The organism is Enterococcus sp. 9D6_DIV0238, assembly GCF_002174455.2.
GTDB classification, from domain to species: Bacteria; Bacillota; Bacilli; order Lactobacillales; family Enterococcaceae; genus Enterococcus_L; species Enterococcus_L dunnyi.
Map to the genome: position 1 here is coordinate 728,528 of NZ_CP147246.1, position 20,351 is coordinate 748,878.

20 protein-coding genes and 1 riboswitch are annotated in these 20,351 nt (G+C 38.7%); of the genes, 7 read left to right on the top strand and 13 right to left on the bottom strand.

The annotated features are described in order from the left end of the window. Window positions 1-70: 70 nt before the first annotated feature. Window positions 71-544, bottom strand: a complete 474-nt coding sequence (gene rimP, locus A5889_RS03470) for a ribosome maturation factor RimP (protein WP_087641448.1) — start codon at window positions 542-544, stop codon at window positions 71-73. A 284-nt stretch (window positions 545-828) separates the two neighbouring features. On the opposite strand from rimP, the gene rnhC reads away from it, so the two are divergent. Continuing rightward, complete coding sequence (gene rnhC / locus A5889_RS03475) at window positions 829-1,764, top strand: ribonuclease HIII (RefSeq protein ID WP_087641447.1); 936 nt, start codon at window positions 829-831, stop codon at window positions 1,762-1,764. Window positions 1,765-1,885: 121 nt separating this feature from the next. Here rnhC and A5889_RS03480 read toward each other — a convergent pair whose 3' ends face one another. Beyond that, complete coding sequence (locus A5889_RS03480) at window positions 1,886-4,105, bottom strand: glycoside hydrolase family 3 protein (protein WP_087641446.1); 2,220 nt, start codon at window positions 4,103-4,105, stop codon at window positions 1,886-1,888. A 341-nt stretch (window positions 4,106-4,446) separates the two neighbouring features. Beyond that, a riboswitch (M-box (ykoK) riboswitch) is annotated at window positions 4,447-4,616 on the top strand. Window positions 4,617-4,821: 205 nt separating this feature from the next. Between A5889_RS03480 and A5889_RS03485 the strand changes: the two genes are divergently transcribed. From A5889_RS03485 to A5889_RS03495, 3 genes are read left to right on the top strand one after another with little or no spacing between them, the layout of a single operon-like run. Next, window positions 4,822-5,748, top strand: coding sequence for an LCP family protein (locus A5889_RS03485; RefSeq protein WP_087641445.1), 927 nt, complete (start codon window positions 4,822-4,824; stop codon window positions 5,746-5,748). Continuing rightward, window positions 5,745-6,926: an FtsW/RodA/SpoVE family cell cycle protein gene (locus tag A5889_RS03490; RefSeq protein ID WP_087641444.1), complete on the top strand. Its 1,182-nt coding sequence runs from the start codon at window positions 5,745-5,747 to the stop codon at window positions 6,924-6,926. The genes A5889_RS03485 and A5889_RS03490 overlap by 4 nt, the downstream gene beginning before the upstream one ends. Next, window positions 6,923-8,089: an FtsW/RodA/SpoVE family cell cycle protein gene (locus A5889_RS03495; protein WP_087641443.1), complete on the top strand. Its 1,167-nt coding sequence runs from the start codon at window positions 6,923-6,925 to the stop codon at window positions 8,087-8,089. Before A5889_RS03490 ends, A5889_RS03495 begins: the two co-directional genes overlap by 4 nt. Window positions 8,090-8,231: 142 nt before the next feature. On the opposite strand, the gene A5889_RS03500 is transcribed toward A5889_RS03495, so the two are convergent. The 10 genes from A5889_RS03500 to A5889_RS03545 form a co-directional block, all read right to left on the bottom strand. Next, the gene (locus A5889_RS03500) at window positions 8,232-9,956 is read right to left on the bottom strand and encodes a carboxylesterase family protein (protein WP_242585620.1); all 1,725 of its coding nucleotides are present in this window, start codon (window positions 9,954-9,956) and stop codon (window positions 8,232-8,234) included. Window positions 9,957-10,352: 396 nt separating this feature from the next. After that, a complete protein-coding gene (locus A5889_RS03505) occupies window positions 10,353-10,667 on the bottom strand; it encodes a DUF1292 domain-containing protein (protein WP_087641442.1) in 315 nt (104 codons plus the stop codon). A gap of 46 nt (window positions 10,668-10,713) precedes the next feature. Beyond that, window positions 10,714-11,142, bottom strand: coding sequence for a Holliday junction resolvase RuvX (gene ruvX / locus A5889_RS03510; protein ID WP_087641441.1), 429 nt, complete (start codon window positions 11,140-11,142; stop codon window positions 10,714-10,716). After that, the gene (locus A5889_RS03515; protein ID WP_069662009.1) at window positions 11,139-11,408 is read right to left on the bottom strand and encodes an IreB family regulatory phosphoprotein; all 270 of its coding nucleotides are present in this window, start codon (window positions 11,406-11,408) and stop codon (window positions 11,139-11,141) included. The genes ruvX and A5889_RS03515 overlap by 4 nt, the downstream gene beginning before the upstream one ends. Window positions 11,409-11,803: 395 nt before the next feature. Continuing rightward, a complete protein-coding gene (argF, locus tag A5889_RS03520; RefSeq protein WP_087641440.1) occupies window positions 11,804-12,736 on the bottom strand; it encodes an ornithine carbamoyltransferase in 933 nt (310 codons plus the stop codon). Then, the gene (locus tag A5889_RS03525) at window positions 12,729-13,886 is read right to left on the bottom strand and encodes an acetylornithine transaminase (RefSeq protein WP_087641439.1); all 1,158 of its coding nucleotides are present in this window, start codon (window positions 13,884-13,886) and stop codon (window positions 12,729-12,731) included. Before A5889_RS03525 ends, argF begins: the two co-directional genes overlap by 8 nt. Then, window positions 13,883-14,635, bottom strand: a complete 753-nt coding sequence (gene argB, locus A5889_RS03530) for an acetylglutamate kinase (RefSeq protein ID WP_087641438.1) — start codon at window positions 14,633-14,635, stop codon at window positions 13,883-13,885. The genes A5889_RS03525 and argB overlap by 4 nt, the downstream gene beginning before the upstream one ends. Before the next feature lie 36 nt (window positions 14,636-14,671). Beyond that, window positions 14,672-15,703, bottom strand: coding sequence for an N-acetyl-gamma-glutamyl-phosphate reductase (gene argC, locus A5889_RS03535; RefSeq protein WP_087641566.1), 1,032 nt, complete (start codon window positions 15,701-15,703; stop codon window positions 14,672-14,674). A gap of 210 nt (window positions 15,704-15,913) precedes the next feature. Beyond that, entirely contained in the window at window positions 15,914-16,303 is a 390-nt protein-coding gene (locus tag A5889_RS03540; RefSeq protein WP_087641437.1) for a GyrI-like domain-containing protein, read from the bottom strand. 85 nt (window positions 16,304-16,388) lie between these two features. Beyond that, complete coding sequence (locus A5889_RS03545; RefSeq protein ID WP_087641436.1) at window positions 16,389-17,087, bottom strand: DUF554 domain-containing protein; 699 nt, start codon at window positions 17,085-17,087, stop codon at window positions 16,389-16,391. Window positions 17,088-17,341: 254 nt separating this feature from the next. On the opposite strand from A5889_RS03545, the gene A5889_RS03550 reads away from it, so the two are divergent. The 3 genes from A5889_RS03550 (at window position 17,342) to A5889_RS03560 (ending at window position 19,178) form a co-directional block, all read left to right on the top strand. Continuing rightward, window positions 17,342-18,094: a threonine/serine exporter family protein gene (locus A5889_RS03550; RefSeq protein ID WP_087641435.1), complete on the top strand. Its 753-nt coding sequence runs from the start codon at window positions 17,342-17,344 to the stop codon at window positions 18,092-18,094. A gap of 99 nt (window positions 18,095-18,193) precedes the next feature. Further along, window positions 18,194-18,670, top strand: coding sequence for a threonine/serine exporter family protein (locus A5889_RS03555; RefSeq protein ID WP_087641434.1), 477 nt, complete (start codon window positions 18,194-18,196; stop codon window positions 18,668-18,670). Between the two features lie 79 nt (window positions 18,671-18,749). Continuing rightward, window positions 18,750-19,178: a GNAT family N-acetyltransferase gene (locus tag A5889_RS03560; protein ID WP_087641433.1), complete on the top strand. Its 429-nt coding sequence runs from the start codon at window positions 18,750-18,752 to the stop codon at window positions 19,176-19,178. An 87-nt stretch (window positions 19,179-19,265) separates the two neighbouring features. Here the strand turns inward: A5889_RS03560 and A5889_RS03565 are convergent, their stop codons facing one another. Then, window positions 19,266-20,120 (bottom strand): TIGR03943 family putative permease subunit, encoded by an 855-nt coding sequence (locus tag A5889_RS03565; RefSeq protein ID WP_087641432.1) that lies wholly within the window; start codon window positions 20,118-20,120, stop codon window positions 19,266-19,268. Between the last annotated feature and the right edge of the window lie 231 nt (window positions 20,121-20,351).

Sequence of the window (20,351 nt, forward strand, 5' to 3'; positions counted from 1 at the left end):
GCTTTTCTTTCGGAAAACACCTTTCCGTAATAAGCAAAAACTAGATTGTTTTGCTCTACGAATGTCTGGGTTAAAACTGGATTGCTAAACGAGCTTTGGCAATGTTTTTCCGTTCAAATGTATACTCTTTGACTCTTGTTTTGATTTTGACCGTCAAGACCAATTGTTCTTTGTCTAAAGATTTTAACGTTCCTTCAAATTGCTTTTCTCCCTCAACTGCTTGATAAAGAGAGATATGGATATATTGGCCAACGGCTTGTTCATAATCGCTTTCTTTTTTCAACGGACGTTCAGCTCCCGGAGAAGAGACTTCCAAAAAGTACGCTTGTGGTATCGGGTCAGGATCCATAGCATCAAGTTTTTCGCTGAGTTGTTCACTGACAAAGGCACATTCCTCAATATCAATGCCGCCGGTTTTATCAATAAAGACACGGAGAAACCAGTTCTTTCCTTCCTTGACAAACTCTACTTCTACAAGTTCAAAATTTTGTTTTTCTAAGATTGGTGTGACTAACTCGGTAACAGTTTCCACAACACTACTCAAAATTTTCGCCTCCTTCAGGAATTATAGAATGAGGACTAGCGTAGAAGTAAAACAGCCGTACTTTTCCTGCCTTACTCCATTAAAAAGAGTGAGCAGAAATCCGCTCACTCCGACTAGTATCATTACTTGTAAAGTATTATATCATAGAGTTTCTGAAAACTCAAATGAAGGTGATTATGAAGCCGTTTCTCATCATCTATTTGCTTCATTTGAACAGGAAATACGCTTCACTTTTCCAGCTTTTTGTTTTACTATAGAAAAGAACTCGCGAAAGGAGCCGTCTAATGTCTCAAACTCAAGTTATCAAAGTATCCAAAGATACCATCAAAAAAATGAAGTCTTTTTATGAGCGCTCACTCTTAAATAAACAGATTCCGTATACAGAATTCGTGGCAAAATCAGGGACGACAACGATCACTGCCTACACCTCAGGAAAAGTTGTTTTTCAAGGGCTAGAAGCGGAAAAGATCGCTGCAAAGTGGGGCGCACCTAGTTCGAACAAAACTGCTTCCACCTCTAAAGCTAAAACGACAACTTCTACAGCACTGCCAGATAATTTCAGTCAGCTTTCTGTTTTAGGCAGCGATGAAGTTGGTAACGGCAGTTACTTTGGTCCAGTAACAGTTTGTGCTGCTTATGTAGAAAAAACAATGGTGGCAAAATTAAAAGCACTCGGAGTCAGAGATTCCAAGGAGTTGACTGATCCGCAAATTAGGCAGCTTGCAGCAGTGATCAAAGAATTGATCCCATTCAGATTGCTGATCGTTGAACCGGAAAAATACAATCAGATCCAGCCAAAATATAACGCAGTCCATATGAAAGTTGCACTGCATAACCAAGCTATCCACTTATTATTGGATGACATCGCACCTGTTAAACCCGAGGCCATTTTGATCGATCAGTTTACTCCTGAAAGTAATTATAAAAAATATGTACGCTCAGAAAAAAATCAGGTACGTGAAAAGCTTTATTTTATAACCAAAGGTGAGCAATATCATGTGGCAGTCGCTGCTGCTTCGATCATTAGCCGAGCAGCTTTTTTAGATGAATTAGAAAAAGAATCACAAGAATTAGGCTTGAAGGTTCCATCCGGCGCAGGTAGCACTGCCGATCAGATTGCTGCAAAAGTCTTAAAAAAAGGCGGTATCGACTTACTGAGCAAATACGCAAAACTCCATTTTGCGAATACCGAAAAAGCGAAAAAAATCGCGGCAAAATAAATAAAAAGAGAGTCCTACGCAATGTGTAAATCATGTTTGCGTAAGACTCTTTTTTGATCAACATTATAGAACGAATCAATAAACTGATTTTCAGCCCTCAAATCTTGATACATCGCCTTAACTATTCATAAAGTTTTCTTCTCTCATCAACGATCGGTTCGTCGAAATCCATACCAAACCCAAAATCGTACGTATGACCAAACTCATCTGAGTAACACTTCATATCAAGCGGAACATCTTCTTGTTGTTTTTCAACTGTTTCCATATCTGCCGGCATTTGGAACGGCAACAGCCCAGAAGGAGTGAAAGCGCCGCTTAAAACACTAAGTATCGCTTGTGTTTGTACACCAAAATCGACAATAATCGCATCGACATACGGCTCGAATTCTGCAACGATCGTTGGGTTTTTCAATGTCAAGCTCACAATGATCGGTACATTAGGATGTTGTTCCTTTAATCGTTGCAGTGTTTCGATATCCTGCCCATTACTTGCCGTATTTTTCTTTCCATGGTAAGAACGATCACCGCCAGCAAGACTTTTTTTTCGGGCAAAGTGTGCAGTGTATGGCTTGTATTGCAAACTGATCGGTAGATAGCCATTGCCACGATCTTCATTCGAATAGCCATATGTTTTAGGCGACTCTAAAAATAGCCAAATCGCATCTGCTTGTTCAGGCGAATCCACAACTTGAAAATATTTCTCGACGAGGCTTCGATTGACAGGATCTTTTTCAAATGCAGGTTGCGGATGACCAAACCAATCCTTTGAAGCACCAATGTGCTGCTTAGGAATATACAATTTAGCCGTCTTTTCTAAAGGCAATAGCCTGTGCTTATTTTTTAGCAGTACTAAAGATTTTTGCTGTGCTTTAAATCCTGCTTCCATAAATTGTGGCTGCCCAACGATTTCTTCAGATTTTTCTGATATTAGATATGGATTTTCAAATAAACCTGTTTGAAACAGATTCTTCAACAATCTGCGAGCCGAAACGTGGAACCTTTCTTTCATTGCTTGTGTCCCATATTCTTTAGCGCCCAATTCAAAAGCAGCCAAAACGGGGGCAATTTCATTATTTCCTCCAAACTGATCAACGCCTGCCAAAAGTGCTTTGTAATGACGTTGCTCCACAGTCAGCTCCTCTACTCCCCAGCTTTTTCCGCCAAGAAATTGATCGATTTGTACTGGATCAGCTGTGATCGACCAGTCTGTACAAACAACGCCATCATAATGATATTTCTTTCGTAATAGATCATTTAGGATAAATTGGCTAAAACCGTTTCCAACATTTTCTCCATGTTTCTGATCTTGATCATAAGATATCGTATAGTACGGCATGACTGCTGCCGCTTTCTTTGTCCCTTCCTGTAAATCAAATGCTCCTTCTAGAAATGGTTTTAGATGCTCGTTAAAATTATTTCCAGGATAAACTGCATATTTTCCATAACCATAGTGGCCATCTCGTCCAGCCTCACCACTGCCGCCCCCCGGCCAATGTTTGACCATCGCATTCACACTTTCCTTGCCCCAACCGTTTGCTTCTTTCGTTGTTTGAAAACCATCACAATAAGCTTGAGCTAAAGCAGTGACTAATTTTACCCCTTCACCAAAGGTACCCGAAAAACGCATCCAGCGTGGTTCAGTGGCTAAATCAATCTGCGGTGACAAAGCGGTCGTAATTCCTAATGCCCGATATTCTTGACTAGCGATTTCTCCAAATTGTTTCACCAGCTCAGGATCAAAAGCTGCTGCTAACCCTAACTGCTCCGGCCACATAGAAATCTCTCCGCCTGCTCCGGCATTGAATTCTGTGTCTGCACTTGTGCTGTGACGCGGATCTGAGCTGATATTCACTGGGATGCCCGAGTCCAAGCTTTCGGCCATCGCCTGAATTTTATTCGTCCATTGTGCGGCTGCTTTTGGTGATTCTACCCTCGTCAAAAGTACATGGCGGATGTGATCCTTCGTTAAAAATTCCTTTTGCTGGTCCGTCAATTCAGAAATCGGTCCGTCATAGTCTGCGAGCGCCTTCCCCCCATATGTACCGGAAAACATCTGCACAAAATGATTGTCACTTCTTGATACTGTTTGATGGCGACTATACAACATCAAGCCAGCCATTTCTTCCACACTTAATCGTGTGACTAAATCTTCGATTCTCTCTTCGATTGGCAAGCGCCAGTCTTCATATGGATCCAAACAGCCATTTTTATTCAAATCTTTAAAAGCGAATCCATCCTGCTCAATCAATGTTACTCCCGAATCTGCTGCATAACCTAAGGCTGCTCCTTGATCATTTTCAACGAGTATCCAATTTTCTTGCTGTATTATTCTATAGCTCATTTACCTTCCTCCATTTCTAAAAATGCAAGCGCATTCTTCCACTATTCTATCTTACTCTGTTTTCAAGTTGGATGCGACATAAAATTTAAAGCTTCTCTTAAACAAATGATTCTAGCTGTTATTTTTATTAAAAAAATCTAAAGAAAAGAGGTTCTTGATTTTCTATTAGTAAAGATACTTAAATCAATTTTTTCTTAGTTCTTTTATGAAATAGCTTGATCTAAACGTATTCTCGACCGATCTCGGAAACGATATTCTTTCAACCTTTCTTTTTACTTAGGAAAAAATTAACTTTTGAACGATTGACTTCCGTTATTGAATTGATTATAGTTGTGGCGATCTAAATAACTTGTTAGGTGAGGCTCCTATGAAAACACAGGCTACTGCTCAAAAATGTCGAAAGACAGGCATGGGTAGGACAGGAATTGTCGAATTAAGGCTTTTCACAAAGTAGCTAAAAGCAATGCTTTTTACGTTTCATAGTGCTAAAACTCAACGATGAGAATGATGACCCTTTTTTATGCTGGAATCAATCCCCTTCGCTGAGTCTTTTTCAGCGAAGTTTTTTGTTTTGGATCAGTGAACTGTTTGGAGGTGAAAAATCAGCTCGGTCTAAACAACCTAGTCAGCAAGAAAACGGTCATCCCGACGTATATGTCGATTCCTAGCGCCGCAATTTATTTGATGATCAATAAAATGATTAGCGAGGAATAACAATGAATCTAGTAAAAAAGAGTTTGATTTGTATTAGTCTTATCACTGTTTTGATTTTTACCGCTCTTGGCTGTTATGCAGTCATCGGCTTTCATCATGGTAAAAAAACAGCCCAAACACACATCACTAAACGAAAGAATTTGACTTTTTCTGCAGATGCACAAACAAATTTAAAAGAAATCACGATTCTATTGATCGGTGATGACGGACGCGAAGATGACGAAGACGGTGGACGGGCAGATACGTTGATGGTGGCGCATTATAATAGTGAAGCCAAACAACCAAAGCTGCTGTCGATCATGCGGGATTCTTACGTTCAAATACCTGGACATGGAGCAGAAAAAATCAATGCTGCCTACGCTTACGGTGGAGCTGAGCTGACTAAACAAGTCTTGAATAGCTCCTTTGATCTGCCCATCAATTATTATATAGCCGTTGATTTTAACCATTTTATTCGTTTGATCGATGATCTTTACCCCAAAGGTGTCCAAATCGATGCAGAAAAAGAGCTGAACTTAGATAACGTCGATATAAAAAAAGGCAATCAAACAATGGATGGGAATACTTTATTGCAGTACGCCAGATTCCGCATGGATGGCGAAGGAGACTTTGGTCGTATCAGAAGACAGCAGCAAGTCATGGACGCTTTAGCAAAACAAGCTACAAACGCGGTCCCACTTTTACAGCTGCCTCAAATTGCTGGAGAAGCCGTTGGTTATCTAGACACGAATATTCCAGCCGAACTTCTGATCGATTTAGCCAAAGACTTTTTAGGTGGGAAAGTAAAACCTCTTCAAACCTTATCTGTTCCAGTTGAAGGGAGCTGGGCATTTAACGATTATACGGAGGCAGGCAGTGTTTTAGAAATCGATGAGAAGCAAAATGCACAGGCGATAAATGACTTTTTAACTGACGGAGCAGATGAATGAAGACGCTGCGGAAGCCTTCCAAAATAGTTTATCTAGATTTTTACCTCCTTCTCCCTTATCTTATTTTGTGTGTGATCGGCATTTTAATGGTATATAGCGCTAGTTCTTATCAATTGCTTGATAGCCAATCAAGTCCGGCACATAAAGCATTCAAGCAGACCTCTTATTTTATTTTCAGTCTGGTTTGTTTAGCTATCGTCTATCGGATCAATTTAGCTGTTTTGAGAAAGCCTACGATTATTCACATGTTGCTTGGCCTGACATTTCTTTCCTTAATTCTATTACCAGTCATCGGAACAAGCGTTGGCGGTGCCAAACGTTGGCTCAATTTAGGAATTCTTTTGTTTCAGCCTTCAGAGTTGGTCCCATTTATTTTAGTGCTTTATCTGGCTCTTGCATTATCAAAAACAGAAACCGTCACGCCTTTCTCTTTCAAACAGTACAGACAGCCGATAATCGTTTCGATCAGCTTGATGTTTTTCGTTGCTTTACAGCCAAACATCGCTGGTGCTTCCATGATTTTTATTCTAGTATTGATTTTATTTTTAACCAGCGGACTGTCACCGTGGTTTATGTCATTTGCTTTGATCGGGTTCGTCATCGCAAAAAAATTGGGAACAATGCTCTTATTATCTTTGCCCACAGAGTGGCTGCCGCAAAAATTCAGTTACTTAGTGACACGTTTTGAAGTCATGCAAAATCCTTTTATCGATCCTATGGGCAAAGGCTTTCAAACATCCAATGCCTATTATGCGATCCATAATGGCGGATTTTGGGGCTTAGGTTTAGGAAACAGTATTCAGAAAAAAGGCTTTTTACCTGAGCCTGATACAGATTTTATTTTTGCGATATGTATAGAGGAACTTGGCTTGATTTTTTCTTTGGGCATTCTATTTTTGGTCTTCTTTATGGTCGCTCGCTTGCTTTTATTAGGGATAAAAACGAATCGTCTTTATTATTCTTACCTGTACATTGGCTGCGGTGTCTTATTGCTCTTGCAGGTTTCTGTCAATGTCGGCAGTCTTTTGGGCTATATCCCGATGACTGGACTGACCTTTCCATTTATCAGCTATGGCGGATCTAGTCTATTGATCTTGAGCCTTGTTCTCGGTGTTGCGTTGAATGTTCGCGCAAGCGAGCTGAGAGAAAAACAACGATCACGAGGTGAAAGCCAATGAAACGAATTCGGAACAGATCGAATGAGCTGATCAATTACGGTCTTTTACTCCCAGTTTTGCTACTGATCTTAGTTGGCTTTGTCGCACAATACGGTGCTTTCAAAGCTGATCCTACGATCACTGCTGTCACTCCATTGCTAATAAAACAGCTGTTGTGGACACTCTTAGGAATCATCACTATGTTTTTGACGATGCTGATTCCAATCAAAATTTTATGGAAAGCTGCTCCTTATCTTTATCTTTGTTCCCTGATTTTGATGGGCTTGTTAGTAAAATTCCATGATCCTGTGATGGCTGTTGCTACCGGAACCAAACGCTGGATTCGCCTTGGTCCGCTTGCTTTTCAGCCTTCTGAGTTTGCAAAATTGGGCTATATTCTGATGCTGGCTTATCTCGTGACAAAATATGGTAAGACATTCTCTTCGCTAAAAGAGGAGCTGTCACTTTTAGGAAAACTATTACTTGTGAGCATCCCTATTTTTGGACTGATGTTTTATCAAAAAGATTTTGGGACTAGTTTAGTTTTTCTATCGATTTTATTTGGTATTCTACTTGTTTCAAGCTGCTCTTGGAAACTTTTGGTTCCTCTTTTTGGCGGTTTGAGTTTGATCGGCATCAGTGCGATCTTGTTGGTTTTAACGGAGCAAGGGCAAAAAATACTTGCCTATTTACACTTTAAGCCTTATCAATTCGACCGTATTCACGCTTGGCTGGATCCATTTGCTTATGCGGATTCGATCGCTTTTCAGCAAGCTAGAGGGTTGAGCGCGATTGGGTCAGGAGAATTAGCGGGAAAAGGACTGACCAATTTACAAGTCTACGTCCCAGTTCGGGAATCCGATATGATCTTTACCGTTATCGCTGAAGCCTATGGATTTATCGGAAGTTGCTTCCTGCTCTTACTTTTCTTCTATCTCATATATCAAATGCTGATCTGTACTTTAGCAGCTAAACGAGAATTTTATGCTTATATCACGACTGGGATCATCATGTATTTTTTGTTTCATATCCTAGAAAATATCGGTTCAAATATTGGATTATTGCCTTTGACTGGTATTCCGTTGCCTTTTATCAGCCAGGGAGGAACTGCTTATCTAGCGAATTTTATTGCTATCGGATTGATACTTTCCATGTTCTATCAAAATGAAAAACAGGCTCTTTGATTCGCAAATGTTTATACGAATAAAGTGACTCATCAAATTTAGCCTAAACCCGCTAAAAATGATAAGTCACTTTTTTACCGTATGGTATCGAGATTATTTTTAACATTTCTCAGTCTTATATTTATACCGACAGCAAATCTTTCTATTCTTTATCAAAATCAGAAAGCTGCTCATACTTTTCATCCAGCCGTTTGCTAAACCAGCGGCCATTCATTACTTTGCTCAACAACTCTTGCTTTTGATTCTCTGACACTGTTGTATCCTGATCGATTGCTTCCAAAACTTTTTCATAATCATAGGTTTTATGCCCCATTTTTGCTGATGCTTGTTTTTTGTCCGCATTTACAAATAAGAGATTGTCTTTCGATCCAGCTTGCCATTCTTCCCACTTCGGCAGATCCGAACCATTTGGATCACCGTTTTTAATAAACTCAAATAAATAATTCTGGAATACTTTGCTTAAATCCTTCGCTCCTTCACTATCATAACCTGCTCCAACTAAGCCTGCATAATTTTTACTTTCCGTATCAAGCAACGGGACAAAGACACCATGGAATGCACCAAGTTTAGCCATTTCTTCTCCTACTACAGCTTTATCTGCACCGAATTCGATTTCCATGCCATAGATAGCCGCTTGATAATGCTGATTCATTTTTTCTGCAGACTCTTGAACATTGAACAAGCTGTATAGTTGTCCGCCATAGTTATTAATAAACGCATATTGATTCGCAATTTCAGGATCAGTATCAATTTTTCCGCCTTCTAAATATTGAGAAAAATACGGATCAAAGCGCCCAAATAAGGAGAATTCCTGCTCTCCAGTCAGCATCATCAGAGGAACAGAATGATAGTCTTCTGTGTCAAACCCTTCTTTTGGAAGCACATATCCATCATTAAATAAATGAGGGAACACACTCATCCGAATCCCTGCATTGCTCATCAGTCCAACTAATCGATCTCCATCAAGTGCATACAGATAATCCTTTACCTCTTGATCTGTGCTCAATAGCCAGTCTTTTGCTTGAGTTTCATTTTCTTTTAGACCATCTTCTACAACCAATGGAGCAATTGCCTGCGCATAGACTTCTTGACTTCTTTTTTCATCGGCAATAGTCATTCCTCCGCTAAATGAGATCGCTTTATCGAATTTCCCTTCAAATATTGGTGAAATCAGCATAGCCATCACATCACGCCCGCCAGCAGAAAAGCCACTGACTGTGATATTATTTTGATCTCCACCGAAATTTTCAATATTTTGCTTTACCCAATCTAACGACTTACTTAAATCCAGCAATGTGTAATTTCCGGAATTCTCTTCTTTTGTTCCATTTTTTAAAGCTGGCAGTGGATTAAATCCAAGTGGACCTAAACGATAATTGACGGAAACGACAATCGCATCATGCCCAGTCACAAAAGAAACGCCGGAGATTTCTTCCGCTGTCCCCGTTTGATTATTCCCACCATGGATATAAACAAGAACCGGTAAGTCTTTCTTATCATTATTAGGACGGTAGATATCCAGATTTAAGCCATCTTCTGAACCTACGATACCATCTGCACTCGTTTGTAAAGCAACACTTCCGGCCTTTGTTGCATCACGTGCGCCTTCCCAAGGCTGTGGATCTGTTGGTGCTTTCCAGCGCGCTTCTTTTGCGGTTTCACCGCCGTATGGGACGCCTAACCATACAAGCGCTTCTTTCTCTTCATACCCTTTCACCTTCCCAAAGGCTGTTTCCCGAACAACAGATGTCTCCTCATTTTTATCAGTATTTGTCTTTTCTGTTTTAGCTGACTGAGTACACCCTCCCAATGTGATTACTGCAAGCAACAAGCCAACCCAACTAATCGTTCTTCTAAATTTCTTCAAATCCCTTCCTCCTTCATGTTTTGTTCAACATTCTAGTAAATCGTAAAAACTCCTTTCTTGCTTTTTAAACAAAAAAACCTAAACTAGCCCATAGATATGAGTAGTTTAGGTTATGCCCAAAAGGTTACATTCCTGTTTTTATTTTAGCATAAAAAAGCAAACGTTTTCAACATATTGTTTTAAATTATCTTTTATTTATACTATATTTATCTTCATTTTTTATAATAAGATAAAATTATGATGATCATATTTCATAGTATTGCCTCTCTTGTCATTTGGTAATTTGTAAGAAGAAATATAGCATAGGCAATCACTGAACATCATTAAACACTTTGATACTGATATTCATAAAAAAACTGAATCCTCATATATGAGGATTCAGCTATTTCTTAAATTCTATTCTTCTTCTTCAGCCATGAATGTATTGAAGACCTCTTCGATCATATCCCACTCAGCATCTGTTTCGATTTGTTGTAATTCGCCTTCTGTTCCTTCGCTATTTTCGATGTAGGCATAAGCTTGTAATTCTACATCTTCCTCTTCAGGAACTCCTGCTGGATAAAGAAGTACGTAATTTTTACCGAATTCTTCTTGCCCATCAACTGTTAGCAAGATTTCATATAAGGTTTCATTCCCTTGTTCATCAACTAAAGTGATATGTTCGTGTCCCTCGTGATCATGATCGTGGTTATGGTTATGCTCTTCTGCCATTTGCTTTGCTCTCCTTTTTGCTTATATTCGTGAAACTATAAGCCATTTAAATTTTATTGCCAGCGCTGTCTAAATAATTTTGTAAAATCATGACTGCAGCTACTTTATCGATAACTTTCTTTCTCTTAGCTCTTGATGTATTCGCCTGTTCGATCAACATCCGTTCTGCCTGAACAGTAGTCAGGCGTTCATCCTGATAGCTAACTGGGAGTTCAAACAGCTCTTCGATTTTTTTGCCATAAGCCATTGACGCTTCTGCTCTTGGCCCAATCGAATTATTCATGTTTTTTGGCAGGCCAACGACAAAACGGGTCACTTCGTATTCCTTCACTAGCTCTGCTAATCGGTCAAAGCCAAATTCTCCCTGTTCTTCGTTGATTCGAATGATTTCTACACCTTGGGCTGTCCAGCCTAATAAATCACTGACAGCAACACCGACGGTTCTAGAACCGACATCCAGTCCCATTACTCTCATCGAAGTGTGATACCATGATTAGATAAGTAAAATTTAACCAGCTCTTCCATGATTTCATCCCGTTCGTGACGACGAATCAAATTTCGAGCGTCCTGATAACGAGGAATGTAGGCCGGGTCTCCTGAAAGCAAATAGCCCACAATCTGATTGATTGGATTATATCCTTTCTCTTCTAAAGCCTTGTACACAGTTGCTAGAGTCTCACTTACTTCTTTCTTGCGACTGTCATCAAAATCAAAACGTACAGTTTCATCTGTAAAACCCATTTATCTACACCTCACTTTTCTTCTATTCATACAGCTTCATTCTACTAAAAAGTAAGCAAAACTACAAACAAAACTTGATATTTTCACTGATAAATTAAAGATTTCCTTTAATTTGATGGAAAAACTCTGATGATTATCCAGTAAGCCAGTCAAAAAATGTCATTCATTTCGATCTGCTACCTTAGATTATCTATATTAGCAGTACCAAAAACCAACGAATCCTCCCTTTATTTTTGAAGAATCTCATAGATAAATTGATATGTACCAACAGAAAATCAGCTACTTCGGCAATTTTGCAAAAAAAGAGTGCCGTACAAAACTAAAAAACAGTTTTGCTTCACACTCTAAAACTTTATAAATGATGAAATCAGAAACAACTTTTGTCTGATCCTTATTTATTCCTTCATCACTTTCAACATCAATGCTTTTTGTGCATGTAGACGATTTTCAGCTTCCTGATAAATCGCAGAATGAGCTCCGTCTATAATATCAGTGGTCACTTCTTCTCCCCTATGTGCAGGTAGACAATGCAAGAAATTATAATCCTTTTTAGCCAAGACTGCTAGACGATTATTGATTTGGAATGATTTAAAAGCTTCTGCTCTTTCCGCTTGCTCCCCTTCATCACCCATGCTTGCCCATACATCCGTAATCAAAATATCAGCATCTTTCACTGCTGATGCAGGATCATTCGTGATATCGATTTTACTACCGCTTTCTTTTGCGTTTTCTAAGGCAATCTCGATAAACTCTGATTTAGGTTCATAACCTTTTGGTGCAGCTATAGAAACATCCATTCCGACAAGGCTTCCACCAATCAAAAATGAATGGGCCATATTGTTCCCGTCACCAACATACGCTAATTTAATTCCTTCAAGTTTTCCTTTCAGCTCATAGATCGTCTGAAAGTCTGCTAAAATCTGACACGGATGATGGTTGTCCGTTAGACCATTGATAACAGGAATCGTTGCTTCTTCCGCTAACTCTGCGACCATTTGATCCGAATAAGTCCGAATCATGATCGCATCAACATAACCAGACATGACTTTTGCTGTGTCTTTGACTGGCTCTCCTCGTCCCATTTGAGTATTTTTTGAATCTAGAACGATTGCTTGTCCTCCTAGTTGGATGATTCCAGCCTCGAACGAGACTCTTGTCCGTGTACTGTTTTTCTCAAAGATCATCGCCAAAATTTTTCCTGATAACGCACTTTTGTAATCTTCTGGTTTCTTTTTAATGGCAATTGCTAGTTCAATGATCGATAAAAATTCTGATTTTGTCAGCTCGGTCAAATCTAAAATGCTCTTTCCATATATTGAATTAATCATTTTTCTGCTCCTTACATAACACTTTTTCTAATAGTTCTACTCCTCTATTTAACTCTTCGTCAGAAATCGTTAGCGGGGGCAACAATCTAAGAACTGCTTGCCCTGCTTTTAATGTGATCAAACCTTCTTCTTTTAACTGCTCCATTACACTGGCAAGTACATCTGCATCAGTTAGCTCGATCCCCGCCATCATCCCTTTTCCGCGAACATCTTTGATCAGCGTTGTTTTAAGCGCCAGTTGATTCAACCCCTTCATCAAGAGATTCCCTTTTCTTTGAACCTCTAATAAAAAATCCGGCTGGTTGATTCGTTCGAGCACTTCACTTGCGACACGCATGGCTAAGTTATTGCCGCCAAACGTAGATCCATGACTTCCCGGACCAAAAGCTTGTGCGAATGATTTTTTCCCAAGCATTGCTCCTACAGGAATACCATTTCCTAATCCTTTTGCCAACGTGAAAATATCTGGTTCGATCTCATATTGCTCATAGGCATACAGACTTCCTGTTCGACCGATCCCCGTTTGGATCTCATCTATGATCAATAGAGTCCCAGTCGTTCGACAAAGCTGTTTTATCTGTTTGACCCACTCCTGTTTAGCTGGAATCACGCCGCCTTCTCCTTGGATCAACTCAAGAATGACCGCCGCCGTTTGTTTATCGATCTTTTGTTTTAAAGAATCCAAATCATTGAACGGCAAGTATTCGAAATCAGGTACTAAAGGCTGGAACCCCTGATGAATACTTTCTTGTCCTGTTGCACTCATTGCGCCATAGGTTCTTCCATGAAATGAATTGACAAAGCTGATGATTTTACTGCGTCCCGTCGCTTTTCTTGCAAGTTTTATCGCTGCTTCATTCGCTTCAGCACCACTATTGCAAAAATAAGCGACATAGTCTCTTCCATTAGCAAGCTTTTCAGCTGTTTCTTCTTGGAATTTACTTTCGTACAAGTTAGGTGCGTGCCATAAATTTGCTGCCTGATCACTCAATACTTCATTTAAGTTCGAATCACCATATCCTAAATTCATTACACCGATTCCACTAGTAAAATCCAGATAACTTTTTCCATCTTGATCGATCAGTGTATTATTTATTCCTTTGACCCATTGAATCTTTTTTCTTTGATAGTTTGGAAATAAATAGCTCATGCATAGACCTCCGTCTCTTGAATCTTCGTACCTGAAACGTGCAGCTGATTCGTAATGTGAACTTCTTTTACGCCACCGCGGATCGCAGTTACTGCACTTTCGATCTTAGGTAACATACCACCTTTAATGACGTTTGTTTTCTTTAAATCGTTGATTTCTTTGATAGTAAGTTCATCTAGCCATTGATTTTCTTTTTTGACACCTGGAACATCCGTCAGTAAATAAAGTTTTTCAGCCTGTAGCTCTTCTGCAACCTTACAAGCTACTTGGTCCGCATTGATATTGAGCCAATCTCCTGTTTTAGTTAGTCCAAGTGGTGCAATGATCGGAATATGGTCTCGTTCAAGTAAATGCTCCAGCAACTCTGTATCGACCTGTTCAACCTCACCAACTGCTCCTAAATTTTTTTGATTCAAATAGCTTCCCGTAATAATTTGCCCGCAGGAAGCATTCAATCCTACGACAGAAAATCCTTCTTGTTGAAAATGCGTCGTGATCATTGGCTGAACTTGCCCGATCAAGACCATTTGAGTGATTTTTAGCGTTTCCTCTGTCGTGACCCTTAAGCCGTTTTGAATGTTGACTGGAACGCCTAACCGCTGCATCATCTCTGAAATATAATGGCCGCCGCCATGAACAATCACAATTTTATTCCCGTTTTTTTGCCATTGTTCTACTTGAATAAAAAAAGTTTTCGTCAAGTTATCACTTGCTACTCCGCCCATCTTAATAACAATAACCTTCTTCATTGTGGTCGCTCCTTTTTTATGTACTTCGTATTTCTTTTATGGATAGATAGGTAAAATATCCAAACCGCATTGTTCATCGAACCCAGCGAAAATATTCAAATTTTGAACTGCCTGTCCAGCAGCTCCTTTACCCAGATTATCGATGACCGTAACGATCGTGATCATTTTCGTTTTAGGATTATAAGCCAAACCGATATCACAGTAATTAGACCCGATCACTTGCTTGAGCACTGGATAGCTTCCAACCTCTTGAATTCGGATAAACGGTGCTTGTTTATATTCCTCTTGGTACAACTCAACTAGTTTCTCGTCAGAAATCGGTTGAACTACTTTAGCATATGCGGTCAAAAAGATACCTCTTGTAACTGGTATCAGTGAGGTCGAAAATTGAATTGCCTCTAATTCAGGTGACCACGCGTTTAATTGCTGTATAATTTCCGGAATATGCTGGTGACTGTTCATTTTGTACAATGACATATTATCGTGGCTTTCAGGAAAATGAGTCGCCTGAGACAAGCCTTTGCCTGCACCTGAAATGCCTGATTTTGCGTCAACTACAATTGAATCTAGCACGATCAAGTGATTCTTTAACAAGGGAGCAAGAGATAATTCAGCCGCGGTTGCATAACAACCTGGATTCGCGATCCATTTTGACTTAGGTTCCTGTCTATATTCAGCAAGTCCATAATCAAATTTATGAATAGCCTCTAACGGAGCTGCTTTTTTTCCATACCAAGTTTCATATGTGCCCTCTGTTTTTAATCGAAAATCACCTGACAAATCGATCACTGGAAAATCAGCTTCAATAAAAGGAAGAGCTAACTCCTTTGAAATACCTGAAGGAGTCGCTAATAAGACTAATTCACTTACAGCCATTATTTTGCTGGGATCAACTGCTTCTAAAGGTAGTGCTGTAAGTTGTTTTACATGCGGATAATGTTGTTCTAATGATTTTTTATTCATAGAGTGACTATGAATAGAAACAACTTCCACAAAGGGATGGTGCTTCAGATAACGAAGGAGTTCCAACCCACTGTACCCAGTAACTCCTATAATAGAAACCTTCAAACTGATCACTTCTTTTCTTTCCATTTTTACTTCTTACATTTTCTTTTCATAAGTATACGTTCTATACTCGCGCAAGTCAACGGTTTTTTATTAAATTAATTAATAAAAATAAATATTTATGCACAAACAGGACAGAATTATACAAAAAAAGACTGAGACATCGCTATACTCGCGCATCTCAATCCTTTTTAAATCAATGAAAAAGAAGAATCAAACAGAAAGATAAATCATTATTGTTCCATCTTTCTGGTAATGTTCAACATCTGTTTGATAGGTTCGCCTTTTTTCCAGTCCTTCATCTTGCCAAATCTGCTGCCAAGCCTGACCGACCGCTTCAGGTGACTGTCCGTCGACCTTAATTGCAACATACTCACCAGAATTGATCACGACCTTTTGACTATAATCTGCCTGCTCACTACCTATCAACAAATCATAGTCTCCTTTAAAATTTGATTCATAATTTGTATAAACTGCATATAGTTCCCCAGATAAATTCATTGCAGGAACTATATTCCATAAGGCAATGATATCTTCTATCTGCTGATTGTTGGTTCGAATCATTTTTCCTGCGATCATTTTTTCATTCAAGTGAATGCTCATATTTGTCCACTCCTTCTTAGATATGAGTTGACTATAACATGTAAATGATGACATCATTTAGTCATCATTTACACCTTTTTTATCTTTACATAAAAAATTGAACTGTCACGATGCCGATCAAAATAATGATCCCAGGCAAATAATTCGATACTCTAATTTTTGTTAATCCCATAATATTCAAGCTGATCGCTAAAATCATCAATCCGCCAATCGCACTGATTTCATCCATCAATAAGTCAAGTAGTTCGCTAGGTATATATCGCATCAATACGCTTGCTAGAAGTGCGATCGCTCCTTGATAAAGAAAGACAGGAACTGCTGAAAAGAGGACTCCAACACCAAATGTTGCGGTCAACATGATCGACATGAATCCATCCATGACAGCTTTTGTCAAAAGCGTTTGATGATTTTTTGCCACACCGCTTTCAATAGCTCCAATGATCCCCATCGAACCAATCAAAAAAATCAATGTAGCTGTCACAAAGCCTTCAGCGAAATTGCTGCCAGGCTTTGCATACTTTCTTTCTAATTTCAAGCCAAAATCATTCATCTTGTCTTCGATCCCTGCTGCTTCTCCGATCATCGCTCCAAGACACAAACTAATCAAAATGACGATGAAAGAAGATGTCTTAAATGCCATTTGAATTCCTAAGACTAAAACACCTAGTCCGATCCCCTTCGTAACAGTGTCTTTCATCTGTTCAGAAATATTACGTAAAATAGAGCCCATCAAACTGCCTGCAACAATCGCTATACCATTCACTAACGAACCAAATAATATCATACTTTCCACTCCAACCATTTCATTTTTTTATCTCAATGATAACTAAGCCACATTGTTGTTCTATTATACGACAAGAAGCTACAAAACGATATTTATTATTAATGTTCCTATTAAAAATAGGTCAAATTTCTCTCTAATAACCCTTGCTTCAGTTAATTATCGTCAACTTTTTAGTGTTCTGGCTATTTTTTCAGAGTGGAATCAACTATACTTAATCTAGAGAAATAGAAACGACTAAAAAGTGAGGTTTGCTAATGGCAACTGTTGATATAGAAAAAGTTTTAGAGACCTGTCTTTTAGCAGGAAAAATCATGTTGGAAAGTGATGCTGAAATGTATCGTGTGGAAGATACGATGAGTCGGATCGCTTTAGCATCAGGAGACTATCGCCTTGTTAGCTACGTAACACAAACCGGGCTGTTCGTAGGACTGGACGGTACTTCCACCATTCGGATGGTACAGATTTTAAATCGTTCAATAAACTTAGAAAAAGTCTCTAATATCAATCAATTATCACGTGAATATGTGATGGGCGACTATACACTGGATGAACTTTTAACAAAATTAAAGGAATTGGAACAGGAACGGAAATTTTTTCCTTTATGGCTGCGCTTCATTAGTGCTGCGGTAGTCAGCGGAACAATTATGATTTTATTTGGCGGGGTTTGGTCGGACTTATTTCTGACTTGTCTTATAGGCGGTCTTGGGTATGTCCTTTATTACTCAAGCTTGAAGGTTTTGAGAATCAAATTTCTCTCTGAATTTCTTGCTGCCTTTTTCATTGGTTGTGCAGCTCTTTTGAGCAGTCAAATTGGTCTGGGAACGAATCAGGATATGATCATTATCGGCTGTGTTATGCCGCTTGTACCTGGCGTTCAAATGACCAATGCTTTACGGGATTTATTGGCTGGACACTATCTTTCCGGCGTTTCCAGAGGAACAGAAGCAATGATGACAGCTTCAATGATCGGATTTGCGATTGCTTTTGTTTTCCAATTATTTTATTGATAATTCTACTATTTTTAATGAATCTATAAAAAGAAATATGTCCTATTTCTTTCAACACTGAAAACAGTTGATTCATTCTTACTTTTAAGGAGTCTTTTTATGATTACTATACTTATTCAATTTTCTTTTAGTTTTTTAGCTTCTAGTGCTTATGCGATCATCACCAATGTTCCCAGACGTTCTTTGATCGCTTGCGGTCTATCAGGTGCAGCTGGTTGGATGGTGTACTGGGTAGCGATACAACTGGGTGCTAATGCCGCTTTGGGTTCTTTATTAGGCGCTTTAAGTGTGGCCGCTGTCAGCTTTATCTGTTCACGTACACTGAAATTGCCAGTAACGATCTTTAATATTCCAGGCATGGTGCCTCTAGTTCCCGGAGGTCTAGCCTACCAAGCTGTTCGTAACTTAGTGATCGGTAATTATCAAATAGCGATCGATGCTGCCGTACAAGCAATTATGATTGCTGGAGCGATTGCTTTAGGACTTGTCTTGTCGGAGGTCCTGAACCACAATATACGTAATTTTAGAGAAAAACGAGAAATACTAAGCTTGATTCGTAAAAAAGAGGAAAAATAATTAAATGATTTGAGAGGTGGATCAATGAGTGTTTAACTAATTCTTTCAGCTATTTATAATTAGAAAGGATAACAAAGAGATGATCAAAAAAGTTGAAAAGCTGAACTCAAAAGAACTAGAAGAAATCTTAGAAATTTGGTTAACTGTCAATATTGAGGCGCATTTTTTTATTCCGAAAAACTATTGGCTTGAGCATTTAGAATCTGTGAAAGAGCAATTACCTCTGGCCGATCTTTATCTTGCGATCGAAAATGATACGATCGTCGGATTCTTGGGATTGAGTAACACATATATTGCTGGTATTTTCGTTTTAAGTGCATACCAAAATCAAAAAATTGGAGAGTCTTTACTGAACGAAGTAAAATCAGTGAATAATCAGTTGAGCCTTTCAGTTTATCAAAAAAATCAAAAAGCATTGGCCTTTTATCTTAAGCATGATTTCCAAATTATCGATAAACAAATAGATGCAAATGATGAATTAGAGTATCAGCTTATTTGGAAAAAGTAATCAATAACTAAAAATGTCCGAAACTAAACCAAAAAAAGGTTTTGTTTCGGACATTTTTTTATAAACGATAAGCACTCATCAGATTTTTTAAAAGGACCGATAGACGTATTGATTTTTTGGTTCCTGAATTTCTTTTACTTTTCCTACTTCAACCACAGGAATTTCTCGTTTAAAAGGTGCATAGTATTCTGAATGAATGGTTCCAGTCAATTTTACCCACTCATTATTTTTAAAAGCTTGATCGCTCGGCATATGGGTCAATAAACCAAACACACCTGAATCTGCAACGCAGTGAATGATCCCAAATCGAAAAACAAAAATATCTTCCTGCTCTTTTTGTGCAGAATTGAATATAAAGCCTTCATAGGTGATCGTTTTTCCAACAAATTCGCTAGGATAAGTATAGATCAGTTCCATTATTTCTAAATAATTTTCTTCTGAAACATTGACTTGATCATCTTTGATATACTTCGATAATGCTTGTTTCATTTGAGCTTCATAATCAGTTTTATCAAAATAGATGCTCGTATCAGGTTTTAAATACTGCGTTTCTACATCGGGATCTCCAACTGATTCCTTACTCAAAGGAAAATTGAAGCCTTTTGCCTCAACAATCGATGTATCTAAGCTAACGGTAGGAAACAAAAAACCAACAACTAAAGGTAAAACTAAAAGTACATAAGCTAGCGCACGTTGATAAGGTTTATCAAGTCCGTGATCATGATCTTCGTGACTATGACTATGATCATGTTCATGATCAGCTTTTTGTCCATCTTCTTTATTCCATAAAATCAACTGAACAATTGCCAACACGAATGAAAGGACCATAGATAAAACAGCCAAATAACGATAATGAACATTTATATATTGATTTAATCTACCTGAAACTTGCAAATACATCATCAAGGTACTATAACCGACGAGTATTAAAAAACGAATCATGTATATTCCTCCTTAAAGTAAAAGCGGAATGAGCCCGCTTAGGCTAGACTAGAAAATAGGAAAACATGACTGAGACGCTTTTGGTCTCACTCAGGTTTTATCTTTTTCTCGAGAGACTGGCTCATGCAGCTGGATAAAGTAAAAGCAGAGCAAACCGCTTAATCCTGTAGAAAATTAGGAAATTGACATTGTGACGCTCTTTGTCTCACTAACAGTTTATCTATTTTCCTA

Excerpts from the sequence above, each read along its gene's own strand:
- rnhC (WP_087641447.1), top strand. The coding sequence starts at position 829 with ATGTCTCAAACTCAAGTTATCAAAGTATCCAAAGATACCATCAAAAAA.
- A5889_RS03480 (WP_087641446.1), bottom strand. The coding sequence starts at position 4,105 with ATGAGCTATAGAATAATACAGCAAGAAAATTGGATACTCGTTGAAAAT.
- A5889_RS03485 (WP_087641445.1), top strand. The coding sequence starts at position 4,822 with ATGAATCTAGTAAAAAAGAGTTTGATTTGTATTAGTCTTATCACTGTT.
- A5889_RS03490 (WP_087641444.1), top strand. The coding sequence starts at position 5,745 with ATGAAGACGCTGCGGAAGCCTTCCAAAATAGTTTATCTAGATTTTTAC.
- A5889_RS03495 (WP_087641443.1), top strand. The coding sequence starts at position 6,923 with ATGAAACGAATTCGGAACAGATCGAATGAGCTGATCAATTACGGTCTT.
- A5889_RS03505 (WP_087641442.1), bottom strand. The coding sequence starts at position 10,667 with ATGGCAGAAGAGCATAACCATAACCACGATCATGATCACGAGGGACAC.
- ruvX (WP_087641441.1), bottom strand. The coding sequence starts at position 11,142 with ATGAGAGTAATGGGACTGGATGTCGGTTCTAGAACCGTCGGTGTTGCT.
- A5889_RS03515 (WP_069662009.1), bottom strand. The coding sequence starts at position 11,408 with ATGGGTTTTACAGATGAAACTGTACGTTTTGATTTTGATGACAGTCGC.
- argF (WP_087641440.1), bottom strand. The coding sequence starts at position 12,736 with ATGATTAATTCAATATATGGAAAGAGCATTTTAGATTTGACCGAGCTG.
- A5889_RS03525 (WP_087641439.1), bottom strand. The coding sequence starts at position 13,886 with ATGAGCTATTTATTTCCAAACTATCAAAGAAAAAAGATTCAATGGGTC.
- argB (WP_087641438.1), bottom strand. The coding sequence starts at position 14,635 with ATGAAGAAGGTTATTGTTATTAAGATGGGCGGAGTAGCAAGTGATAAC.
- A5889_RS03540 (WP_087641437.1), bottom strand. The coding sequence starts at position 16,303 with ATGAGCATTCACTTGAATGAAAAAATGATCGCAGGAAAAATGATTCGA.
- A5889_RS03545 (WP_087641436.1), bottom strand. The coding sequence starts at position 17,087 with ATGATATTATTTGGTTCGTTAGTGAATGGTATAGCGATTGTTGCAGGC.
- A5889_RS03550 (WP_087641435.1), top strand. The coding sequence starts at position 17,342 with ATGGCAACTGTTGATATAGAAAAAGTTTTAGAGACCTGTCTTTTAGCA.
- A5889_RS03555 (WP_087641434.1), top strand. The coding sequence starts at position 18,194 with ATGATTACTATACTTATTCAATTTTCTTTTAGTTTTTTAGCTTCTAGT.
- A5889_RS03560 (WP_087641433.1), top strand. The coding sequence starts at position 18,750 with ATGATCAAAAAAGTTGAAAAGCTGAACTCAAAAGAACTAGAAGAAATC.
- A5889_RS03565 (WP_087641432.1), bottom strand. The coding sequence starts at position 20,120 with ATGATTCGTTTTTTAATACTCGTCGGTTATAGTACCTTGATGATGTAT.